22 protein-coding genes are annotated in these 20,375 nt (G+C 62.3%); 8 read left to right on the top strand and 14 right to left on the bottom strand.

Annotation, left to right across the window (positions count from 1 at the left end; translation table 11 throughout):
• Positions 1–7 precede the first annotated feature (7 nt).
• From AF337_RS35450 to AF337_RS35490, 9 genes are all read right to left on the bottom strand, one after another.
• Positions 8–787, bottom strand: a complete 780-nt coding sequence (locus AF337_RS35450; protein ID WP_049735739.1) for an ABC transporter ATP-binding protein — start codon at positions 785–787, stop codon at positions 8–10.
• Positions 788–885: 98 nt separating this feature from the next.
• Positions 886–1,644: a fumarylacetoacetate hydrolase family protein gene (locus AF337_RS35455; RefSeq protein ID WP_049735740.1), complete on the bottom strand. Its 759-nt coding sequence runs from the start codon at positions 1,642–1,644 to the stop codon at positions 886–888.
• Between the two features lie 89 nt (positions 1,645–1,733).
• The gene (locus tag AF337_RS35460; protein ID WP_049735741.1) at positions 1,734–3,113 is read right to left on the bottom strand and encodes an FGGY-family carbohydrate kinase; all 1,380 of its coding nucleotides are present in this window, start codon (positions 3,111–3,113) and stop codon (positions 1,734–1,736) included.
• The gene (gene rhaM / locus AF337_RS35465) at positions 3,110–3,430 is read right to left on the bottom strand and encodes an L-rhamnose mutarotase (RefSeq protein WP_049735742.1); all 321 of its coding nucleotides are present in this window, start codon (positions 3,428–3,430) and stop codon (positions 3,110–3,112) included. Before rhaM ends, AF337_RS35460 begins: the two co-directional genes overlap by 4 nt.
• Positions 3,427–4,437, bottom strand: a complete 1,011-nt coding sequence (locus AF337_RS35470; RefSeq protein ID WP_049735743.1) for an ABC transporter permease — start codon at positions 4,435–4,437, stop codon at positions 3,427–3,429. Before AF337_RS35470 ends, rhaM begins: the two co-directional genes overlap by 4 nt.
• Positions 4,434–5,423, bottom strand: a complete 990-nt coding sequence (locus AF337_RS35475) for an ABC transporter permease (RefSeq protein ID WP_049735845.1) — start codon at positions 5,421–5,423, stop codon at positions 4,434–4,436. Before AF337_RS35475 ends, AF337_RS35470 begins: the two co-directional genes overlap by 4 nt.
• A gap of 10 nt (positions 5,424–5,433) precedes the next feature.
• On the bottom strand, positions 5,434–6,969 hold the full coding sequence (locus tag AF337_RS35480) for a sugar ABC transporter ATP-binding protein (RefSeq protein WP_049735744.1): 1,536 nt from the start codon (positions 6,967–6,969) through the stop codon (positions 5,434–5,436).
• Between the two features lie 72 nt (positions 6,970–7,041).
• A complete protein-coding gene (rhaS, locus tag AF337_RS35485; RefSeq protein ID WP_049735745.1) occupies positions 7,042–8,037 on the bottom strand; it encodes a rhamnose ABC transporter substrate-binding protein in 996 nt (331 codons plus the stop codon).
• 46 nt (positions 8,038–8,083) lie between these two features.
• On the bottom strand, positions 8,084–8,896 hold the full coding sequence (locus AF337_RS35490) for a DeoR/GlpR family DNA-binding transcription regulator (protein WP_049735746.1): 813 nt from the start codon (positions 8,894–8,896) through the stop codon (positions 8,084–8,086).
• 196 nt (positions 8,897–9,092) lie between these two features.
• Here AF337_RS35490 and AF337_RS35495 point away from each other — a divergent pair, with 196 nt between their 5' ends.
• Positions 9,093–11,189: a bifunctional rhamnulose-1-phosphate aldolase/short-chain dehydrogenase gene (locus tag AF337_RS35495; RefSeq protein WP_049735747.1), complete on the top strand. Its 2,097-nt coding sequence runs from the start codon at positions 9,093–9,095 to the stop codon at positions 11,187–11,189.
• A gap of 194 nt (positions 11,190–11,383) precedes the next feature.
• Positions 11,384–12,676: an L-rhamnose catabolism isomerase gene (gene rhaI, locus AF337_RS35500; protein WP_049735748.1), complete on the top strand. Its 1,293-nt coding sequence runs from the start codon at positions 11,384–11,386 to the stop codon at positions 12,674–12,676.
• 66 nt (positions 12,677–12,742) lie between these two features.
• On the opposite strand, the gene AF337_RS35505 is transcribed toward rhaI, so the two are convergent.
• Positions 12,743–13,201: a carboxymuconolactone decarboxylase family protein gene (locus tag AF337_RS35505; protein ID WP_049735846.1), complete on the bottom strand. Its 459-nt coding sequence runs from the start codon at positions 13,199–13,201 to the stop codon at positions 12,743–12,745.
• 127 nt (positions 13,202–13,328) lie between these two features.
• Here AF337_RS35505 and AF337_RS35510 point away from each other — a divergent pair, with 127 nt between their 5' ends.
• Entirely contained in the window at positions 13,329–14,198 is an 870-nt protein-coding gene (locus tag AF337_RS35510; protein ID WP_049735749.1) for a sigma-70 family RNA polymerase sigma factor, read from the top strand.
• Between the two features lie 165 nt (positions 14,199–14,363).
• A complete protein-coding gene (locus AF337_RS35515) occupies positions 14,364–15,578 on the top strand; it encodes an amidohydrolase/deacetylase family metallohydrolase (protein ID WP_049735750.1) in 1,215 nt (404 codons plus the stop codon).
• Between the two features lie 39 nt (positions 15,579–15,617).
• Here AF337_RS35515 and AF337_RS35520 read toward each other — a convergent pair whose 3' ends face one another.
• Positions 15,618–16,457, bottom strand: coding sequence for an IclR family transcriptional regulator (locus tag AF337_RS35520; RefSeq protein WP_049735751.1), 840 nt, complete (start codon positions 16,455–16,457; stop codon positions 15,618–15,620).
• 203 nt (positions 16,458–16,660) lie between these two features.
• On the opposite strand from AF337_RS35520, the gene AF337_RS35525 reads away from it, so the two are divergent.
• On the top strand, positions 16,661–17,518 hold the full coding sequence (locus AF337_RS35525) for an SDR family oxidoreductase (RefSeq protein ID WP_049735847.1): 858 nt from the start codon (positions 16,661–16,663) through the stop codon (positions 17,516–17,518).
• Between the two features lie 124 nt (positions 17,519–17,642).
• Complete coding sequence (locus AF337_RS35530) at positions 17,643–18,170, top strand: winged helix DNA-binding protein (RefSeq protein WP_049735752.1); 528 nt, start codon at positions 17,643–17,645, stop codon at positions 18,168–18,170.
• 55 nt (positions 18,171–18,225) lie between these two features.
• On the opposite strand, the gene AF337_RS35535 is transcribed toward AF337_RS35530, so the two are convergent.
• Positions 18,226–18,441, bottom strand: a complete 216-nt coding sequence (locus tag AF337_RS35535; RefSeq protein ID WP_049735753.1) for a hypothetical protein — start codon at positions 18,439–18,441, stop codon at positions 18,226–18,228.
• A gap of 126 nt (positions 18,442–18,567) precedes the next feature.
• On the opposite strand from AF337_RS35535, the gene AF337_RS35540 reads away from it, so the two are divergent.
• On the top strand, positions 18,568–19,191 hold the full coding sequence (locus tag AF337_RS35540; protein ID WP_049735754.1) for a TetR/AcrR family transcriptional regulator: 624 nt from the start codon (positions 18,568–18,570) through the stop codon (positions 19,189–19,191).
• 71 nt (positions 19,192–19,262) lie between these two features.
• Positions 19,263–19,457 (top strand): hypothetical protein, encoded by a 195-nt coding sequence (locus AF337_RS35545; protein ID WP_049735755.1) that lies wholly within the window; start codon positions 19,263–19,265, stop codon positions 19,455–19,457.
• A 1-nt stretch (position 19,458) separates the two neighbouring features.
• On the opposite strand, the gene AF337_RS35550 is transcribed toward AF337_RS35545, so the two are convergent.
• Complete coding sequence (locus AF337_RS35550; protein ID WP_049735756.1) at positions 19,459–19,890, bottom strand: DUF1810 domain-containing protein; 432 nt, start codon at positions 19,888–19,890, stop codon at positions 19,459–19,461.
• Between the two features lie 87 nt (positions 19,891–19,977).
• Positions 19,978–20,256, bottom strand: coding sequence for a hypothetical protein (locus AF337_RS35555; protein ID WP_190238050.1), 279 nt, complete (start codon positions 20,254–20,256; stop codon positions 19,978–19,980).
• Between the last annotated feature and the right edge of the window lie 119 nt (positions 20,257–20,375).

Below are 20,375 nucleotides of genomic sequence, written 5' to 3' on the forward strand. Positions count from 1 at the left end.
GCGGTACCTATAGGAGATAGCTGACCGGCTCGTTGCGCACCGGATGGGGAAAGACGCCCATGCCGACGCCGAAAATCGAATGCAGCGTGTCGGCCTGCATGATCTCGGCGGGCGTGCCTTCGGCGGTGATCCGGCCGCGGTTGAGCGCGACGATCGCATCGCAATAGCGTGCGGCGAGATTGATGTCGTGCAGCACGATGATGACGGTCAGCCCGCGTTCGTGGCTGAGCTCCTGCACCAATGAGAGGACGCTTGCCTGATGGGCGAGGTCGAGCGCCGACGTCGGCTCGTCCAGCAACAGGCAGCGGGCGTCCTGGGCGAGCATCATGGCGATCCAGGCGCGCTGACGCTCGCCGCCGGACATGTTGGCGACGAGGCGATCGGCAAAATTCTCGAGCTCGGTGCGGACGATCGCCTCCTCGACCTTGTTGCGATCGGTCGCGGTGAAGCGGCCGAGCGTGCCGTGCCAGGGAAAACGGCCGAGCGCCACCAGTTCGCGCACGGTCATGCCGTCGGTCGCCGGCGTGAACTGCGGCATGTAGGCGAGGTGCCGGGCAAATTCGCGGGCACCCCAATCACCCGCCGGCTTGCCGTTGAAGGTGATGGCGCCGCACTTCGGCGCGACCTGGCGGGCGATGATCTTCAAAAGCGTGCTTTTGCCGGAGCCGTTCGGCCCCACTAGACCGTAGATGCGGCCCTGCTCGAGCGTCAAGTCGATGCCATGCAGGATGGATTTCGGCCCGATGGCATATTCGATTCCCGACAGGGCGAGGAAAGGCGAAGGCATGATCTGCTCCAGGTTCGGCGCTGCGAACGGGCTCGGGAGGGTGAACCCTCCCTTTCCCTGCAAAACTAAACCGGAATTGTCAACTTACGCTTCGGACATTAAACCCTCGACACGGAAAAGTGCAGTCGGCTGTCCCCGAACAGGATATCGATCTCGCCGGGTTCGGTCAGTTCGATCGCGCCGCTCAACGTGCCTGTGGTGATCAGCGCGCCTGCCTTCAGCGATGTCTCGGGGCGCAGACCGTCATTGGCGTAATCGACAAGCCAGGTGAGGACGTCGCCCTTCGGATGCTGCGCCGGGCCGTCATAGATCGTGCGGCCGGCATGGGTAACCTTGAGCGGCGTGCCGCCGGCGGTATCGACCACGCTTTTGTCGAGCTTCGGGCCAAGCACATAGCCGCTATTGCCGAGGCGGTCTGAAATAAACAGCAGAAAGGAGACGCTGCCACCTTCCTTGACGGCGCTGACCAGCAGCTCGGCGCCGAGATGGACGGCGGAGATCGCCTCGACGACCTCGGCGCGGCTATAGGGAGAGCCGGTGCGGATCTGCAGGTCCTTGCCGAGGCGCACGGCGATCTCGGTTTCGAATTTCAGGCCGGCATACCAGGGAATGCTCGCGCCTGAGGCGGCTTCGGCATAGGGATGCAGCGGACCGGTGACCGCCTGACCCTCAGGCGAGACTGTCACTTTCCAGGCATTGCTGGAAATGCCGTCGGCCGCGGTCAGGAAATTCTGCGCCTCCATCGCCTGATGCAGATCGGCCGGCAGCGCGAAACTGCCGGTTTCTTCCTGCCTGCCGGCCTGGCGCAGGCTGTGAAGCCTGGCTGCGAGCCCGCGTGGATCGAATGCCTCTGTCATGCTGTCTCCTCGACTTGGTTTTCGAGGGGCACACTAACCGCAAGGCAGGAGCGAGCAAGACCGTTCTTGGGCCGTCTTTGGAAAAGCTCTTATTCCATCGCCGCGTACCAGCGATCGCGATAGACGGAAAGCCCCTCGATCTCGGACGGCGGAACATGCGTCTCGGCGCCGGATATCGGCCGGATGCCGGTGAGAAGGGCAGCCCCCTGGCTTGTGCCGGTCGAGCCGGGAAGGGCCAGGACCTCGCGGCCGATGAGCGCTGCAAGCAGCTTCAGATAGGTCTCGTTGAGCGCAAAGGGACCCTCGACGATAACCGGGCCTTTGGCGCCGGTCAGTCCGAGGCAGGCATCGGTCATCAAAGCGAGATAGAGGCAGGCGGCGGCATGACGCTCCTCGCGGCTCGCCTCGTCGGCGCCGATCCAGCGGCTGGTCTTTCCGGGGAAGGGCCCGGAACCGGGGGCAATATTGGGCAGCAGCATCAAGCCCTTTTCGACGACTGGGCCGATCACCGCCTGGGCGGCTTTTTCATCGACGGGACCAATTTCGGCCGAAAGCATCTCGAATTCCCGCCCGCCCATGAAACGCGAGGAGGGAACGGCGCGACCATAGGCATCGACATTGGCGAGCGCATCGCGGCCCGGATCGAGATGATCGAGATCGCCGCCGACGCCGAAATTGATGACCCAGGTGCCGGTGGAGACGACGGCGAAAGGGGCCTGCCGATGGACGAGATGCGGCAGCAGCGAGGCGTTGGAATCGTGAATGCCGCAATAGACCGGCACCGGTGCGGCAAGGCCAAGCGCGGCGGCGATTTCGGGCAGGACCGGGCCGAGCGCATCGAAGGCGGACCGGATCGGCGCCATCAGATCGCGGATGCCGAGCTTGTCGACGAGCGAGGAATAGTCTGATGTTTTCGGGTTCCAGAGGTCGGTATGGCAGCCGAGCGAGGTCAGTTCATTGACGGCGACACCGGTCAGCCGCGCCGTCCAGTATTGCGCATAGGTGAGGATGGTTGCGACCCCAGCGAAGTCTTCCGGAAAGGCGCTCTTCTGGTAGTGCAGCTGCGCGCCGACATTGAGCCCCATCGCCAGGTGCGGCGAGAAGGTTTCGCCGAAGGAAGGACGCAAGGCAGTATAGGCATTGCGGATCGCTTCTGGGTATTCATGCTCGTAGTCGATCACGGGCATGGCGAGCGCACCGTCCCGGTCGAGCAGCGCGGCTGCGGCGCCATGGGTGGTGATCGAGATGGCGTCGAAGCCGGGTTCCCGCGCAAGGCTCTTCAGCGCGTCGAGGGCGAAGGACCACAGAGCTTCGATATCATAATGCGGGTAGGGGCCGGTCTTGATCGTGATGTTCGGCCGTTTCAGGACAGCGATCTCGGCGCCTGTCCCACTGTCGAGCACGACGACCTTGGCATTGGTCTTGCCGATGTCGAGAACGGCGATGCGGCGATAGGAGGTTGCGGTCATGGCATATGGAAGAGGGTGACGAGGTCGCTTTGAACCGGCGAATTATCCGGATTTACAGCCATGATATCGGCCATGTGAGCCCACCATTTTTTCATGACGGGATGCTCCGGCAGGCTTGCCATCGTGTGGTCGCCCGGCCGCGTCAGCACGCCGAACAGCGTGTTGGTGTCGCGGTCGAGATGAATGGAATAGTCGCTGGCGCCCGACTGGTGCAGGAGATCGACCAGTTCCGGCCAGATTTCGTCATGCCGCTTGCGGTATTCGGCTTCCATGCCGGGATTGAGCTGCATCTTGAAGGCGTGTTTTTCCAAGGTCATCGGGAGCTCATGAGCTTGATGCGACGGGCGATGATCGGGATGGCGATAGTGATAATCAGCAGCAGGCCAATGAAGATCGACATGACGATGCCGGGCACGTTCAAGAGGCCGAGGCCGAAGGTGACGAGGCCCATGACGAAGGCGGCGATGACGACGCCGCCGATCGTGCCGGAGCCGCCGAGGATCGAGATGCCGCCGAGCACGACCATGGTGACGACTTCGAGCTCCCAGCCTTGCGCGATCGACGGCCGGGTCGAGCCGAGGCGCGAGGTCAGGCAGACGGCGGCAACACCGCTCATGACGCCGGTCAGCAGGAAGAGGATGAATTTGACGCGCTCGACCGGGATGCCGGAGAAGCGGGCGGCGAAATCATTGTTGCCGATCGCATAGACCTGCCGGCCGAAATTCGTCGCATGCAGCAGGATGGCGAAGGCGATTGCCAGCACGAAGAACAGCACGAATTCGAAGGAGAATACCCAGAAGACATAGCCCTGGCCGAAATAGGCGAAATCAGCAGGGTATTTGCCATAGGCCTGGTCGCCGAGCACAATATAGGAAATGCCGCGGAAAAGGCTCATCGTGCCAATGGTGACGACGATCGACGGCAGTTTCAGCACCGAGACCAGCACTCCGTTAAAGGTGCCGCAGGCAAGGCCGGTGCCGATGCCGATCAATACCAGGCCCGGCGTGCCGACGCCAAGCTGCGCTGCCGCCCCCATCGCCGTAGAGGCTAGCGCGATAATCGCGGCGACGGAGAGGTCGATCTCGCCCGAGATGACCAGCAGCGCCATGGCGAAGGCGATCATTGCCTTTTCGGTGAAGTTGAAAGTGGCGTCCGAGAGGTTCCAGGCATCGAGGAAATAGGGCGATGCCAGGGAATTGAAGACGAAGATCAGGACGGCGACGGCAAAGAGCAGGACTTCCCAGCTCGCGGCGATGCGGCGGAAGGGGGTGCCGAGCCGGTCGGGAATGATGCGCTTTTCGGGTGTTGAAGACATCATGCTCATACTGCGACCTCCGCTGCGGCGCGGTCGCGCAGGATGATGCGGCCGCGGTTGCGCTCGCGCCGGGCATTGAAGGCGACGGCGAGAATGATGACGGTTCCGGAGATCGCCATCTGGGTGAAGGGTGAGATGCCGATTACCGGCAGCGCATTCTTGATGACGCCGAGGAAGAGTGCGCCGAGCACGGTGCCGGCGACCGAGCCGACGCCGCCGGCAATCGAGATGCCGCCGATGACGCAGGCCGCGACGCTGTCGAGCTCGAAGCCGTTGGCGATATCGACATAGGCGACGGCATAACGCGACACCCAGAGATAGCTCGCCAGGCCGGCGAGCGCGCCCGAGAGCACGAAGGCCAGGAATTTCGTCCGGCCGGTATCGATGCCGGCATAGACGGCAGCCGTAGGATTGCCGCCGGTCGCATAGGCCGAGCGGCCGAACGGGCTGTAGCGCAGCAGCATGTACATCAGCGCGACGATGATGATCGCAACCCAGCTCAGCACCGGCAGGCCGAGGATCGGCGTGCGGGGGACAGCCAGGAAAGTCGGCGTCATCTGATGGGCGTTCACCCAGGCGCCGCCCGAGAGCACGAAGGCCATGCCGCGATAGATGGTGAGCGTGCCGAGGGTCACGACGATCGGCGGGATTTCCAGCCGCCACACGAGGAAGCCGTTGATAGCGCCGAGGGCGGCGCCGATCACGACCGCGGCGAGGATCAGCACGATCAGCGGCAGGCCCGGAAAGGCGGCGTTCATCATCGCGATCGCCATGCCGGTAAAGGCAAGGTTGGCGGCAACCGAGAGGTCGATCGATTTCGTCAGGATAACCGTCATCTGGGCAAGGCCCAGAATGATGAGGATCGCTGTGTCGTTGAAAATGCCGGCGAGATTATCCGGTGTCGCGAAATCGGCCGCCCGCGTCGAGAAGATGCCAATCATCAGCACGATGATGGCAAAGAGCAGGGTTTCGCGTTTTCTGATCAGTTTGGCCATGCCCATCACCTCATGCATTTCCGGTCGCCGCGCGCACCAGCGCTTCCGGCGAAAGCTGATCGCGCTCGAAGAGCCCAGCCGATAGGCCTTCCTTCATGACAAGCACACGGTCCGACATGCCGATGATTTCGGGCAGTTCGGAAGAGATCATGATGATGGAGAGGCCCTCGGCCGCAAGCTCGCTGATGAAGCCGTGGACGGCAGCCTTCGAGCCGATGTCGATGCCCTTTGTGGGTTCATCGAGGATGATGACCTTGGGCATGGTGGCGAGCCACTTGCCGATGACGACCTTCTGCTGGTTGCCGCCCGACAGCGTGCCGACCGGCACGGAGAGGGCGGCGGCGCGCAGATCCAGTCGCTCGGCATATTTGCGGGCGAGCGCGAATTCTTCCGCCGCCTGCAGGAAGCCCTTGCGCGAGGTCCGCGTCAGCGACGGCAGCGTCATGTTCTGATAGATCGGCATCGGCAGCGCCAGGCCGTGGCGGCCGCGCTCTTCCGGCACATAGACGATGCCGGCTTTGATCGCATCATGCGGCGAGTTGATCGAAATCTCCCGGCCTTCGAGCGTCAGCCGGCCGGAGAGCGGCCGGGTGATGCCGAAGAGCGACTGTGCGAGTTCCGACCGTCCGGCGCCGATCAGGCCGTAGATGCCGAGAATCTCACCCTTGCGCAGGGTCAGCGAAATATCGCGGAATTCGGTGCGGTGGCTGTATTTTTCCACTTCGAGCACCGGAGCGCCGATCGCCACGTCGATTTTCGGAAAGGCGTTCTCGACGTCGCGGCCGACCATCATGCGGACGATCTCGTCCTGCGGCGTTTCCTTGAGCCGGCCCTGGCCGATGGCGCGGCCGTCGCGGAAGACGACGAAATCGTCGGCGATCTCGTAAACCTCGTCGAACTTATGGCTGATGAAGAGGATCGCCTTGCCCTGTTCCTTCAGGCCGCGGACGATGCGGAAGAGATCGTCGATCTCCTTGCGGGAAAGGGCGGCCGTCGGCTCGTCCATGATGACGATGCGGGCCTCGATCGACAGAGCGCGGGCAATCGCCACCAGGTGGCGCTGCGCAATCGAGAGGTCTTTCAGCCGGATCGTCGGATCGATATTGCTTTCAAGCGCCGTCAGCAGCGTCTTCGAGCGGCTGTTCATCACCTGCCAGTCGATGGTGCGAAAGCGCGTGCGCGGCGCATGGCCGAGGAAGATGTTTTCGGCAACCGTCAGTTCGTCGAACAGCACGGTTTCCTGATGGATAGCGGTGACGCCGGCATCGATCGCCGCCTGGGCGCTGGCGAAGGTCACTGTCCGGCCGTCGACCAGGATCTCGCCTTCGTTCGGCCGGTAGATGCCGGTCAGGATCTTGACGAGCGTCGATTTGCCGGCGCCGTTTTCGCCGATCAGTGCTGTCACCGTGCCGGGATGAAGGGCGATGCTGACATTGTCGAGCGCCTTCACGCCCGGAAAGATCTGGGAGATGCCGCGCATTTCCAGAATGGCGGGCGCATCGCCGGTTTTGCTGTCCGTGGCGGTTTGTTGGAAGGCGGCGTTCATCAGATTTCTACCAGTGTCGAATGGGAAATCCCGGCGGCTTGAGGCCGCCGGGTTTTTCTGTGTTTCTTCGGATCAGAAGACCTTGGAGAACTGGTCGATGTTCGAGGCATTGTAGACGAAGGGATCAGCCATGGCGGCTTCGCCATTGTCGCCGATCTTGATCTTGCCCATGCGGCCGGCTTCGATTTCGCTGCCCGGCTTGCCGTCGGCATCACCCTTTGCCAGGTGATAGGCGATCTGCGTTGCAGAGTAGCCGAGGTCGATCGGATTCCAGATGGCGAATTCCTTCGTGGCGCCCGATTTGATCGCGCCGGCCATTTCGGACGGCAGGCCGAGACCGGTGACGTAGACCTTGCCGACAAGGCCTTTGTCTTCGACGACCTTGGAAGCGGCGAGAACGCCGACCGTCGTCGGAGCGACGATGACCTTGACGTTCGGGTTCGACTTCAAGAGGCCTTCGGCTTCACGATAGGACTTATCCGAGAGGTCGTCGCCGTAAACCGTGGTGACGAGGTTGAGGCCCGGGAAATCCTTGAGCTGCTTCTTCATCTGGTCGATCCAGATATTCTGGTTGGTCGAGGTGGTCGTGGCCGACAGGATGGCGAAGTCACCCTTGCCGCCTTCCAGATGATCCTTGGCGAGCGTCAGGCACATCTTGCCGATCAGCTCGTTGGACGACGGATTGAGCTGCAGGATACGGCCTTCCGGTGCGACGCCGGAATCCCACGAAATGACCTTGATGCCGCGCTGGGCAGCCTTCTTCAGCGCTGGGACGAGCGCGTCGGGATCGTTGGCGGAGACGGCGATGGCGTCGACGCCCTGGGCGATCAGCGAGTTGATGACTTCGATCTGGCCTTCCGCCGTCGTCGACGTCGGGCCGGTGTAGATGACCTCAACGCCGCCGAGTTCCTTGGCGGCTTCCTGGGCGCCCTTGTTGGCGGCGTCGAAGAAGCCGTTGCCGAGCGACTTGACGACCAGGCCGATCTTGATGTCCTTGGCGCTGGCGGTGCCGGCCATCATGGCGACGGCGAGCGCTGCGCCGAGCGCAAGTGTCTTTGCGAGTTTCATGTACTTTCCTCCCTTAAAGATTAGACTTCCACACCTCGCCGGCGCCTCATGCGACCGACGAGGAATCCTCCTTCACCGCCTGGGCCACCGGACTTGCGACAACGAGCCGGACGCCGGCATTCTCGACCATGCGAGCCGCCTCGTCCGAAATCGCGTCATCAGTGATGATCACAGACACGCGGTCGAGCGCGCAGAGAATGAGGCTCGACCGGCGATTGAATTTGCTTGAATCGGCCATGACGACGAGTTCGTCGGCCTGGTGCATCAGCTTCTGCTCGCTCTGGATAATGAGGGCGTCCGCCTCCATGATGCCGAGCGGGCCGACGCCCTGGGCGCCGATGAACATGCGCCGCGCATAAAAATTGCGGATCGCGTCATTGTCGAAAGGCGACAGGATCAGGCTCTGCTCGCGGTAGATCGCGCCGCCCGGCACCGTCACGGTGTTTTTGGAGTGTTTGACCAGATGTTCGGCAATGGCGAAAGAATTGGTCATCACCTGCAGGCGGTGGCCGGCCATGTAATGCACCATCTGGAAGGTCGTCGTGCCGCCATTGATGATGATGGCGTCGCCGGCCTCGCAGAGATCGACGGCGGCGCGGGCAATTGCGCGCTTTTTATCGATATTGACTGATTCTGAAACCCGGAAGGGCCGGCCGGCGAGATTGCCGAGCTGCGGCGGATGCACCGCCTCCGCGCCGCCGCGGACACGGCGGATCTTGCCCTGCACGTGAAGAGCCGCAATGTCGCGCCGGATTGTCGCTTCGGAAGCTTCCGTCAGCTCGGAAATGTCCTGGATCGTAACGACGGACTTTTCCTGAACGGCGCTTAAGATAATGCGATGGCGTTCGCGTTCGTGCATTGGGCTCCTCCTCTTGTCATATTTATTTCGTATCCGTTAAAGACTGTCAATCACAAACGATCATAAATTTTCATATTGCGCTGCACAATAATCGAATTTGATCGTTTTCGATTGACAAGCGCACTTTTGATGCGCGATACCGTGAGCGAAAGGGCGCGCTGATCGCTGCGCCTTGCAAGCCTATAGGGAGGATGACATGGCGGCGAACGTCCGGCTTTTGGAAAACCGGTGGGATGATGGTTATGCGGCGGGCCTCGATGAGCCCGGCAAGCTGCTCTATCGCTCCAATCTGCTCGGCGCCGACAAGCGCATCACCAATTACGGCGGCGGCAACACCTCGGCGAAGGTGATGGAAACCGATCCGCTTGATGGCGGCAAGGTCAAGGTGCTCTGGGTAAAGGGCTCGGGCGGTGACGTCGGCACCATCAAGCTCGACGGTTTCGCCACCCTCTACCAGGACAAGCTGGAATCGCTGAAATCCATCTATAAAGGTGTCGAAGACGAAGACCGCATGGTCGGCTTCCTGCCGCACTGCACCTTCAACCTCAACGGCCGTGCCGCCTCGATCGACACGCCGCTGCATGGTTTCGTGCCTTTCACCCATGTCGATCATATGCATCCTGACGCCATCATCGCCATTGCCGCCTCGAAGAATTCGAAAGAATTGACGCAGCAGATCTTTGGCAACGAGATCGGCTGGCTGCCCTGGCGTCGTCCGGGCTTCCAGCTCGGCCTCGATCTCGAAGCCTTCGTCAAGGTGAACCCGAATGCCAAGGGCGTTGTGCTCGAAAGCCACGGCCTCTTCACCTGGGCGAATGATGCCAAGGCCTGCTACGAGCTGACGCTCGACATCATCAACAAGGCGATCGTCTGGTTTGCCGAAAAGACCGAAGGCAAGACGATTTTCGGCGGCGCGGTCACTGAGAGCCTGCCCGTTGCCGCGCGCCGCGCCATCGCCGCCCGGCTGATGCCGGAGATTCGCGGCCGCATTGGCAAGCAGGAACGCAAGCTCGGTCATTTCGACGATCAGGACGCCGTGCTCGAATTCGTCAATTCGAAGGATTTGCGCCCGCTCGGCGCGCTCGGCACCAGCTGCCCGGATCATTTCCTGCGCACCAAGATCCGCCCGCTGATCGTCGATTTCGACCCGGCCAGGCCGGATGTAGACGCGATCGTTGCCGGCCTCGACCAGGCGCTGGAGGATTACCGCGCCGATTACGCCCGCTATTACAACGACTGCAAGCATGACAATTCGCCCGCCATGCGCGACGCCAATCCCGTCATCTTCCTCGTTCCCGGCGTCGGCATGCTGTCCTTTGCCCGCGACAAAGCGACGGCACGCATCGCCAGCGAATTCTACGTCAACGCCATCAACGTCATGCGCGGCGCCTCGACGGTTTCGGAATATCAGGGCCTGCCGGAACAGGAGGCCTTCGATATCGAATACTGGCTGCTCGAAGAGGCGAAGCTCCAGCGCATGCCGAAGCCGAAGAGCCTCGCCGGCCGGGTGGCCTTCGTCACCGGCGGCGCCGGCGGCATCGGCCGGGCGACGGCGGCGCGCCTCGTCGGCGAGGGCGCCTGCGTGGTGCTTGCCGATATCGACCAGGCGGCGCTTGAAGGCACCGAGGCCGATTTCGTCAAGAAGTTTGGCGCCGACGCCGTGCGCAGCGTCCGGCTCGACGTCACCAAAGAAGATGCGGTGATCGCCTCCTTCGCGGAAGCCTCGGTCGAATTCGGCGGCATCGATATCCTCGTCTCGAATGCCGGCATTGCCTCCTCCGCGCCGATCGAAGCCACCGAGCTTGCGATCTGGAACCGCAATATCGATATTTTGGCGACCGGCTATTTCCTCGTTTCGCGCGAAGCCTTCCGGCTGTTCCGCCGTCAGGCGCTCGGCGGCAACATCGTCTTCGTCGCCTCGAAAAACGGTCTCGCCGCTTCGCCGAATGCCTCTGCCTATTGCACGGCAAAGGCTGCTGAAATCCATCTCGCCCGCTGCCTGGCGCTGGAAGGCGCGGATGCCGGCATCCGCGTCAACACCGTCAATCCGGATGCGGTGCTGCGCGGCTCGAAGATCTGGAGCGGCGAATGGCGCGAACAACGCGCCGCCTCCTCGAAGATCGAGGTGGATGATCTCGAGGAACATTACCGCAAGCGTTCGATGCTGAAACTCAACGTGTTTCCGGAGGATATCGCCGAGGCGATCTACTTCCTGGCCTCGGACCTTTCGGCAAAATCGACCGGCAATATCATCAATGTTGATGCCGGCAACGTGCAGAGCTTTACGCGGTAAGGCCTGGTCTCTTCTCCCCGGCGGGGAGAAGATGCCGGCAGGCAGATGAGGGGGGCGCTGAGCGAAGCGATGCGTGTTCTGAGCGGAAAGCGAAGAACTATTGGCGTCATGCCGTGTCGCCCCCTCATCCGACCCTTCGGGCCACCTTCTCCCCGCTGGGGAGAAGAGAATAGAGAAACAATCGGGAGGAAAAAATGGCCGAGTTCAGGATCGCACAGGATCTGGTCGCGACAGAAAACGACAAGCGGGCAACCGCACTGAAAGCCGACTACGAGGCGCTGGGCGCGAACCTTGACCGCCGCGGCGTCGATATCGAAGCAATCACCCGCAAGGTCGCCGAGTTTTTCGTCGCCGTTCCCTCCTGGGGCGTCGGCACCGGCGGCACACGTTTTGCCCGCTTCCCAGGCACCGGCGAGCCGCGCGGCATCTTCGACAAGCTCGACGATTGCGCCGTCATCAACCAGCTGACGCAGGCGACACCGAATGTCTCGCTGCATATTCCCTGGGACAAGGCGGATGCCAAGGAGCTGAAGGCCAAGGGCGATGCGCTCGGCCTCGGCTTCGACGCGATGAATTCGAACACCTTTTCCGATGCGCCGGGACAGGCCCATTCCTATAAATACGGTTCGCTCAGCCATACCGATGCGGCGACGCGGGCGCAGGCGGTCGAGCACAATCTCGAATGTATCGCAATCGGCCAGGCGCTGGGTTCCAAGGCGCTCACCGTCTGGATCGGCGACGGCTCGAACTTCCCCGGCCAGAGCAATTTCACCAGGGCATTCGAGCGTTACCTCGCTTCGATGGCCGACATCTACAAGGCGCTGCCGGACGATTGGAAGCTGTTCTCCGAGCACAAGATGTACGAGCCGGCCTTCTATTCGACGATCGTGCAGGATTGGGGCACCAATTACCTGATCGCCCAGACGCTCGGCCCCAAGGCCCATTGCCTCGTCGATCTCGGCCATCATGCGCCGAACACCAATATCGAGATGATCGTCGCTCGGCTGATCCAGTTCGGCAAGCTCGGCGGCTTCCATTTCAACGATTCTAAATATGGCGATGACGATCTCGACGCCGGCGCGATCGATCCCTACCGGCTGTTCCTCGTCTTCAACGAACTGGTCGATGCCGAGCAGCGTGGCGTCAACGACTTCAACCCGGCCCATATGATCGACCAGTCGCACAATGTCACCGACCCGATCGAAAGCCTGATCAACAGCGCCAACGAAATCCGCCGCGCTTATGCGCAGGCGCTGCTCGTCGACCGCAAGGCGCTCGACGGATACCAGCAGGACAATGACGCGCTGATGGCGTCGGAAACCCTGAAGCGCGCCTATCGCGCCGATGTCGAGCCGATCCTCGCCGAAGCCCGGCGCCGGGCCGGCGGCGCGATCGACCCGATCGCCGCCTACCGCGCCAGCGGCTACCGCAGGAAGGTGGCGGCCGAGCGTCCCGCCTCCGCTGCCGGCGGCGGCGGTATCATCTGAGTTTCGACCTGAATAAGAGAACGATTGCCGGCAGCGCAGGGGTGACCCGCTGCCGGCAATTGCCGTTTACGGCTTCCAGGCGCCGGCGATCTGGCGGGTGGCGATGTTCAGCCGGTTCCAGACATTGATATTGGCGATGGCGATGACGAGGGCCGCAAGGCTCCTGCCGTCATAGTGCCGGGTCGCCTCGTCCCAGATCTCGTCCGGCACGGGGTCGGCGCGGTCGCTGGTGCGGGTCACCGCCTCGGTCAGCGCCAGGGCTGCCCGCTCGGCTTCGCTGAAATAGGGCGTGTCGCGCCAGGCGCTGACGGCGAAAAGCCGTTCGTCCGTCTCGCCGAGCTTCTTTGCGATGCGCGGATGCCCGTCGATGCAGACGCTGCAGCCATTGATCTGGCTGGCGCGCAGATTGACGAGTTCGAGCAGCTTCGGTGAAAGGCCGGTCTCGGTCGGCACCTTGCTGAGGGCAGTGAGCGCCTGCATGGCCTCGGGAAGGACCAGCGCGGGATTTCCCATTCTCTCCTGCATGGCCAATTTTTCCTGCATGGTATGTCTCCTTGATGCGTTTTACTCTTCGACGATCCGCCGGCGCTGTCACATCGGCCGGGTTTCATTCGTCATGGCCTTGACGGAACGCAGCGGAGGAATGTGACGGATGAACGAGAAAAAATGGCTGGCCGATCAATTCGAGGCGAACAGGGCGCATCTGCGGGCCGCCGCCTATCGGATGCTCGGGTCACGCAGCGAGGCTGATGACGCCGTTCAGGAGGCCTGGCTGCGGCTCAGCCGCGCCGACACGACAGATGTCGGCAATCTCGGCGGCTGGCTGACGACAGTGGTGGCGCGCATCTGCCTCGACATGCTGCGCACCCGCAAGACGCGGCGCGAGGAGCCGCTGGAAATGCCGGTCCATGCCGCGATCGCCGATCCGGCAAACGATCCGGAGCGGGACGCAGCCTTCGCCGAATCGGTCGGCGTGGCGTTGCTGGTCGTGCTGCAGACGCTGGCGCCCGCCGAGCGTGTCGCCTTCGTGCTGCACGACATGTTCGATCTGCCCTTCGACGAGATCGCGCCGATCATCGGCCGCTCGTCTGCCGCCGCCCGCCAGCTCGCAAGCCGCGCACGCCGCCGGGTGCAGGGCACGGATGAGGCGCCCGATGTCGATTTCGGCCGCAAGCGGACGGTCGCGGAGGCCTTTCTGACGGCATCGCGCAACGGCGATCTGGAAGCCTTGCTTGCCGTGCTTGCCCCCGATGTCGTCTTCCGGCCGGATGCAACGGCGGCGCGATTCGGCACGATCGGCGAAATGCGTGGCGCAGATGAGGTTGCCCGAGCCTTCAAGGGCCGGGCGCAGGCGGCAGAAATCGCCGTCGTCGACGGCGAACTCGGATTCGTCGTGCAGATCGGCGGCCAGCTCCGCGTGGTCGTGGCGCTGACGATCGCCGATGGCAGGATCGCTGCGATCGACGCCATTGCCGATCCGGATCACCTGGAACGGCTTGATTATTCGATCCTTCGGGATTGAAAATAAACGCGGATTTACCGGATCCCCGCAACAGGCGCACTATAGAACGAGCGCGCCGTTGCCGTTTCCCGAGCGATGGAGACCGCCTCATTTTCCTTGACAGCTGCATCTTCAGCTTTATTCTATTATAAAGATTTATATAGCATAACTGTGGAATTCAGCGATATGATCGTATCAGGCGAGCAGGCGAAGAAGCCGCTTCTTCTCAGCAATATCAGACCGATGGCTTTCGGTGCCGGCACAGCCGAGGGGACGATCGACATTCTCGTCGATGCCGAGGGCCGGATCGCCAAGATCGGTCCGTCGCTTGCGGTGTCCGATGATGTGACGCGCATCGACGGCAAAGGCGCCTTCGTCTCGCCGGGCTGGATCGATCTGCACGTGCATATCTGGCACGGCGGCACCGATATTTCCATTCGCCCCTCCGAATGCGGTCTCGAGCGCGGCGTCACCACGCTGGTCGATGCCGGCTCGGCCGGCGAGGCGAATTTCCACGGTTTCCGCGAATATATCATCGAGCCCTCGCGCGAGCGCATCAAGGCCTTCCTGAACCTCGGCTCGATCGGCCTCGTCGCCTGCAACCGCGTCGCCGAACTCAGGGATATAAGAGATATCGATCTCGACCGCATCCTCGAAGTCTATGCCGAAAACAGCGAGCACATCGTCGGCATCAAGGTGCGTGCCAGCCATGTCATCACCGGCTCCTGGGGCGTCACCCCTGTCAAGCTCGGCAAGAAGATCGCCAAGATCCTGAAAGTGCCGATGATGGTGCATGTCGGCGAGCCGCCGGCGCTCTATGACGAAGTGCTGGAGATCCTCGGCCCCGGCGACGTCGTCACCCATTGTTTCAACGGCAAGGCCGGTTCGAGCATCATGGAGGACGAGGATCTCTTCAATCTCGCCGAGCGCTGCGCCTCCGAGGGCATCCGCCTCGATATCGGCCATGGCGGCGCCTCCTTCTCCTTCAAGGTGGCGGAAGCGGCGATCGCGCGCGGGCTGCTGCCCTTCTCGATCTCGACCGACCTGCACGGCCACTCGATGAATTTTCCGGTCTGGGACCTGGCGACGACGATGTCGAAGCTGCTCAGCGTCGGCATGCCCTTCGACAAGGTGGTGGAAGCCGTCACCCATGCGCCGGCATCGGTCATCAAGTTGTCGATGGAGAACCGGCTTTCGGTCGGCGCAAATGCCGAATTCACCATTTTCGACCTCGTCGATTCAGAACTCGAAGCGACGGATTCCAACGGCGATGTCTCGGTCTTGAGCAAGCTGTTCGAGCCGCGGTACGCGGTGATCGGCGCCGATGCCTTTACCGCCAGCCGCTACGTGCCGCGGGCACGCAAACTCGTGCGCCACAGCCATGGTTATTCCTACCGGTAAGATCCGCCGCCGCGCTTGGTTCGACTGCTGAGGAAAGCCTCAGCGGTTGCGCCAGCCCATCAGCTTTTCGATCCGCTCCGCCGAACTGCGCACATGCGCGGTATAGTGGTTCTCGTCGGAAAAAGCCTTCTGTTCCGGCAGCACGATGGAAATGGTGGCGACGCACTGGCCGTCGCGGTCGCAGATCGGCGAGGCGATGCAGGCAACCGCATAATCCGATTCTCCTGCCTGGATCGACAGGCGCGACTCGAAGGCCTTGCCGGCGGCTTCCGACAGCGTTCGCGGATCGATCTCGGCACGGCCGGTCGGTGACGAGCGGGCGCAACGTTTGAACAGTTCGATGCGCTCCTCCTCGGGCAGGTGGCCGGCGAGCAGGCGGCCCGACGCCGTCCAGTTCAGCGGCACCCGGGTGCCGACGCGCGACGCCACCTGGAAGTGGCTCGGGCCGTCGGCCATGGCCAGCACCAGCATATAATCGCCATCGCGGCCGCAGACCTGCACGGTTTCGCCGGCCTGGCGGCAGAGATCGTGCATCTCGTGGGTGGCGATGCTCATGAAATCCAGCGACCGGGCATAGGCGAGCCCGTAATGATAGAGCCGGGCACCGAGCCATATCGAACCATCGGCCTGGCGCGTCAGCATGTTCTTCTCGACCAGATCGTCGACGATGACGTAAACGGTCGACAGCGGCGCCTTCACCGCCTTGGCGATGGCATAGACGCCGGCGGGCGAGCCCGTCTCATAGAGATGATCGATCACCTGAAGCGCACGGTCGATGCCGCTGACGCGCGCGCGCCGCGCACCCTTGCCGGCGGCTTCTTCGGCATGGCCCTCATCTTCGGAGTAAACTGCGGGTGATGTCTTTCCGTCCAATTCCACGCACCTCGTTAAACTGCGATCATGTTACATTACTATGGCATAGCGGTCGCCGTGGCAAATCGCAACATCTTGTAGGTTGATCGTGCGGTCGGATGCGAAGCGGGGATGGTTCTCGCCGCGGTGCTACTGCTCGGGAAGAACTCCCCCATAAACTGGAACAACAAACCGCAGCCTGAGTTTGACCCTGAACCCAGGAGGTCATGATGACGAATTATCCGACACCGCCTTTCCCGTCCCAGAAACAGCCGATGCCCGGTTTTACCGCGCAGATGGACCCGGTTCCCGACCATGGCGAAAAAACCTATCGCGGTTTCGAGCGGCTGAAGGGCAAGCGGGCGATCATCACCGGCGGCGATAGCGGCATCGGCCGGGCGGTGGCGATCGCCTATGCCAGGGAAGGCGCCGATATTGTAATTTCCTATCTCGACGAAGATGAGGATGCCGACGAGACCAAGCGGCTCGTCGAAGAGGCCGGGCGCAAGGCCGTGCTCGTCAGCGGCGATATCCAGGATCCGGCTTTATGCCGGCAGATCGTCGAGACGGCGGTCAAGGAGTTCGGCGGTATCGACATCCTCGTCAACAATGCCGCCCATCAGGCGAGCTTCAAGAGCATCGACGAGATCAGCGACGAGGAGTGGGAACTGACCTTCAAGGTCAATATCCATGCGATGTTCTACCTGACCAAGGCGGCCGTGCCGCATATGAAGCCCGGCAGTTCAATCATCAACACCGCCTCGATCAATTCGGACAGCCCGAACCCGACCTTGCTTGCCTATGCGACGACCAAGGGCGCGATCCAGAATTTCACCGCCGGTCTTGCCCAGCTTCTGGCGGAGAAAGGCATTCGCGCCAATGCCGTGGCGCCGGGGCCGATCTGGACGCCGCTCATTCCCTCGACGCTGCCTGAGGAAACTGTCAGCAATTTCGGCAAGCAGGTGCCGATGAAACGGCCGGGCCAGCCGGCCGAGCTGGCGACAGCCTATGTGATGCTGGCCGATCCCTTGTCGAGCTATGTCTCCGGCACGACAATCGCGGTCACTGGCGGCAAGCCGATCCTTTGACGCAAGTCGCCTGGGATTGGCGGTTCCGGGTTAAAGATATGCGTGAAACAAGGAACTGAGCGGGTCGATCAAGGTTTGACGCGACCCGTTTCAGTCCGGCTTGCCGTAACCGCCGCCGGTCGGCATGGCGGATGGGCGTGGACAACAGGGCATCGGACCGATCGTCTCCTCAGCCCATCTGGCCGACGGTGCGCTTCCCGCGCTTTCCGAGCTGGAATTCGGCCTGATCCTCGCCGGCAATGCCTTCGATCGCTGGATGGTGCGCTGCATGACGGCGGCCGGCGAGCCCGGTTGTGCTGCGATCGACGTGCTGGTGCTGCATTCGGTTGCCCACCGGCAGCGGCCGAAGCGGCTCGGCGATCTCTGCAGCGTGCTCGGCGTCGAGGATACGCATCTGGTGATCTACGCGATCAAGAAGCTTGAAAGGCGCGGCCTTGTGACGAGCACACGGGCGGGCAAGGAGAAACTGATCGCCGCTACCGAAAAGGGCGTTGAAATCTGCCTGAAATACCGGGCCGTGCGTGAAGCGCTGCTGGTGGAGTCTATGAAAGGTCTCGGGCTCGATGCCGCGGCGGCGTCAGCGATGGCCGCCATGCTCCGTGCGCTTTCCGGGCACTACGATCAAGCGGCAAGGGCCGCCGCCTCTTTGTGACGGCAGCCCTTGACGGGGGCAGGGAGAGATCCCCCGAAATTTTCAAGCAGGCTGTTCAGCCGAAGCAGGGCATTGCCGGCAGATTGGCGCGGCTTGCGATGGCTCCGATGATATTGCCCACCGAGGTCGAACGCGGTTCGCGTTTGCCGGCCGCCGTCTCCAGGAGTTGCTTGAAATCTTCAAGCTTCACGCCGTCGGCGCGCAACACCATGGCGATCAGGGGGTCGCGAAGGGCTTCGGATATCGTCAGGTCGTCTCTGGTCTTTCTCATGGCTTGTCCTCCTTTCGTGGGCGGTCGCCCGTGTTCCACTGTGCGCTGCCGTTCTCGACATTGACTTTCGCGTTTCGTGGTGTTACCGGTAAGTAACAATGCATTTGTTACCGATCGGTCACATTGATGTCAAGGACTACGTCCGCAAAAAAATCCGAAACTTCGAATGTAATCTCCGCAGCCGTACCAGAGGATCGAATCCCGCCGCGGGAACGTATCGTCTCCACCGCATCGGAGCTTTTCCGCGAGCGCGGCATCCGCGGCATCGGTGTCGATGCGATCGCCGACGCGGCGCTGACCAACAAGATGACGCTCTACCGGCATTTCGGCTCGAAGGACGAACTCGTCTGCGAGACGCTGCGCCGCGCCTCCGAAAAGGCGGGTGCCATCTGGCGCGATCTCGAGGCGGCCTATCCCGGTAATCCGCGCGCCCAGCTCTACGCCTGGGTTGAGATGCGGGCGCAATGTCTGACCGGCGAGCCTGCCGGCTGCGATCTCGCCAATGCCGCCATCGAGCTGAAGGGCGAAGGCCACCCGGCCCATGAAATGATCGAGCGCCACAAGGCCGAACAGCGAGATCGGCTGGCCGCGCTCTGTTCAGCGGCCGATGCGCGCGAGCCGGACCTTCTTGCCGATACGCTGACGCTGCTGCTCGAAGGTGCGCGTGTCAGCCGCCAGGCCATGGGCGCTGCCAGTTGCTGCGGTCATTTCGCCAAGGCCTGCAACGCGGCGATCGCTTCCTTCGCCTGAACCGGTCTTTCGGGAACCTTACCGCCTCCATGCCGTTCTTCCATCACCGGAGGACAAGTGGAGACCGGGAGATGAACTACGTCTATCTCAAGCGCCTTTATGCCAAACGCGCCGAGCTTGAAGCCAAGCTGGAGCTTCACGATGCGCGCTATTGTTTCGGCGAGGAAGAGGTCGATGACGGCACCGACAGCGATCTGCGCCAGCGGCTGAGCGAAATTTCCGACGAAATCGCCGCGCTGGAAGCAGGCCGGACCGCGAGAGCATGATCTAAGTCCTGAGGATTTCCATCGTCCGCTCGTCGAATTTCCCTTGGTAGAAATGCTCGATCACCCGGTGGAAGGGCGAGCCATGGTCGCTGATCGCGGCAAACAGGGTCATCGACGAGCGCAGCTTCAGGTCGTCGGGCGAGCCCAGGATCGCATGCGCGGATCGGTCCTTGACCGACAAGATCGCCTCGATGCAGCGCAGCAGCCGGCTGGAGAGAATGGGATCGGCGAGATAGGCGGCGGCTTCCTCGGCGGAACGGATCGCATATTTTTCCGCCATCGGCGAGGTGCCGAGACCTGATATCTGCGGGAAGATGAACCACATCCAGTGGGAGGTCTTGCGCCCGGCTTTCAGTTCCGAAAGCGCCTTTTCGTAGACGCCGTTCTGGGCATCGACGAAGCGGTCGAGATTGTAATCGATATCACCGGCCATGGTCCGTCCCTTTTCGCTGTCAATGCAGCCTGGGCCAAGGTCTCCATGCCCGGCGAGTGGTTCTATCCAGGCGAGCCGCGCTCGCCCTCAGCAGACCCTTTCGGCATAGGGGCTGCTCTCACGGCAATGGCCGTAAGGCTGATGGTGCGGCGCGCTGTCGCCGGCGGTGGCGGCAATGGCCGAGGTCGTCACCGGGTCCGTCTCGGTGGAAGAATATGCGGCGAAACCGACGAAGCTCAAGAGAGCCAGCGCCGCGACCACGACAATGCGCTCGAAGCCCGAAAGTTTCTGGGCGCTGACATGCTCCACATAATCGCGCTCGCCCAAGCCGGCGGTTCCATCCTCTTTCACATGGAGCGTCACCATATCCTGGCGACGGGTCAAAGTTTCACAATCTGTCATCTCAATTACTCCTGCAACACATGCGACGCCGGCCTCTCAAGAATAAACTCTCAACCCTCATGGCGGACCGACTCCCGCATGCG

The sequence above is a fragment of the Rhizobium ecuadorense genome, assembly GCF_001187535.1.
GTDB lineage: Bacteria > Pseudomonadota > Alphaproteobacteria > Rhizobiales > Rhizobiaceae > Rhizobium > Rhizobium ecuadorense.

Coding starts and splice junctions, on each gene's coding strand:
- AF337_RS35450 (WP_049735739.1), bottom strand. CDS start 787: ATGCCTTCGCCTTTCCTCGCCCTGTCGGGAATCGAATATGCCATCGGG.
- AF337_RS35455 (WP_049735740.1), bottom strand. CDS start 1,644: ATGACAGAGGCATTCGATCCACGCGGGCTCGCAGCCAGGCTTCACAGC.
- AF337_RS35460 (WP_049735741.1), bottom strand. CDS start 3,113: ATGACCGCAACCTCCTATCGCCGCATCGCCGTTCTCGACATCGGCAAG.
- rhaM (WP_049735742.1), bottom strand. CDS start 3,430: ATGACCTTGGAAAAACACGCCTTCAAGATGCAGCTCAATCCCGGCATG.
- AF337_RS35470 (WP_049735743.1), bottom strand. CDS start 4,437: ATGAGCATGATGTCTTCAACACCCGAAAAGCGCATCATTCCCGACCGG.
- AF337_RS35475 (WP_049735845.1), bottom strand. CDS start 5,423: ATGGCCAAACTGATCAGAAAACGCGAAACCCTGCTCTTTGCCATCATC.
- AF337_RS35480 (WP_049735744.1), bottom strand. CDS start 6,969: ATGAACGCCGCCTTCCAACAAACCGCCACGGACAGCAAAACCGGCGAT.
- rhaS (WP_049735745.1), bottom strand. CDS start 8,037: ATGAAACTCGCAAAGACACTTGCGCTCGGCGCAGCGCTCGCCGTCGCC.
- AF337_RS35490 (WP_049735746.1), bottom strand. CDS start 8,896: ATGCACGAACGCGAACGCCATCGCATTATCTTAAGCGCCGTTCAGGAA.
- AF337_RS35495 (WP_049735747.1), top strand. CDS start 9,093: ATGGCGGCGAACGTCCGGCTTTTGGAAAACCGGTGGGATGATGGTTAT.
- rhaI (WP_049735748.1), top strand. CDS start 11,384: ATGGCCGAGTTCAGGATCGCACAGGATCTGGTCGCGACAGAAAACGAC.
- AF337_RS35505 (WP_049735846.1), bottom strand. CDS start 13,201: ATGCAGGAGAGAATGGGAAATCCCGCGCTGGTCCTTCCCGAGGCCATG.
- AF337_RS35510 (WP_049735749.1), top strand. CDS start 13,329: ATGAACGAGAAAAAATGGCTGGCCGATCAATTCGAGGCGAACAGGGCG.
- AF337_RS35515 (WP_049735750.1), top strand. CDS start 14,364: ATGATCGTATCAGGCGAGCAGGCGAAGAAGCCGCTTCTTCTCAGCAAT.
- AF337_RS35525 (WP_049735847.1), top strand. CDS start 16,661: ATGACGAATTATCCGACACCGCCTTTCCCGTCCCAGAAACAGCCGATG.
- AF337_RS35530 (WP_049735752.1), top strand. CDS start 17,643: ATGGCGGATGGGCGTGGACAACAGGGCATCGGACCGATCGTCTCCTCA.
- AF337_RS35535 (WP_049735753.1), bottom strand. CDS start 18,441: ATGAGAAAGACCAGAGACGACCTGACGATATCCGAAGCCCTTCGCGAC.
- AF337_RS35540 (WP_049735754.1), top strand. CDS start 18,568: ATGTCAAGGACTACGTCCGCAAAAAAATCCGAAACTTCGAATGTAATC.
- AF337_RS35545 (WP_049735755.1), top strand. CDS start 19,263: ATGAACTACGTCTATCTCAAGCGCCTTTATGCCAAACGCGCCGAGCTT.
- AF337_RS35550 (WP_049735756.1), bottom strand. CDS start 19,890: ATGGCCGGTGATATCGATTACAATCTCGACCGCTTCGTCGATGCCCAG.
- AF337_RS35555 (WP_190238050.1), bottom strand. CDS start 20,256: ATGGTGACGCTCCATGTGAAAGAGGATGGAACCGCCGGCTTGGGCGAG.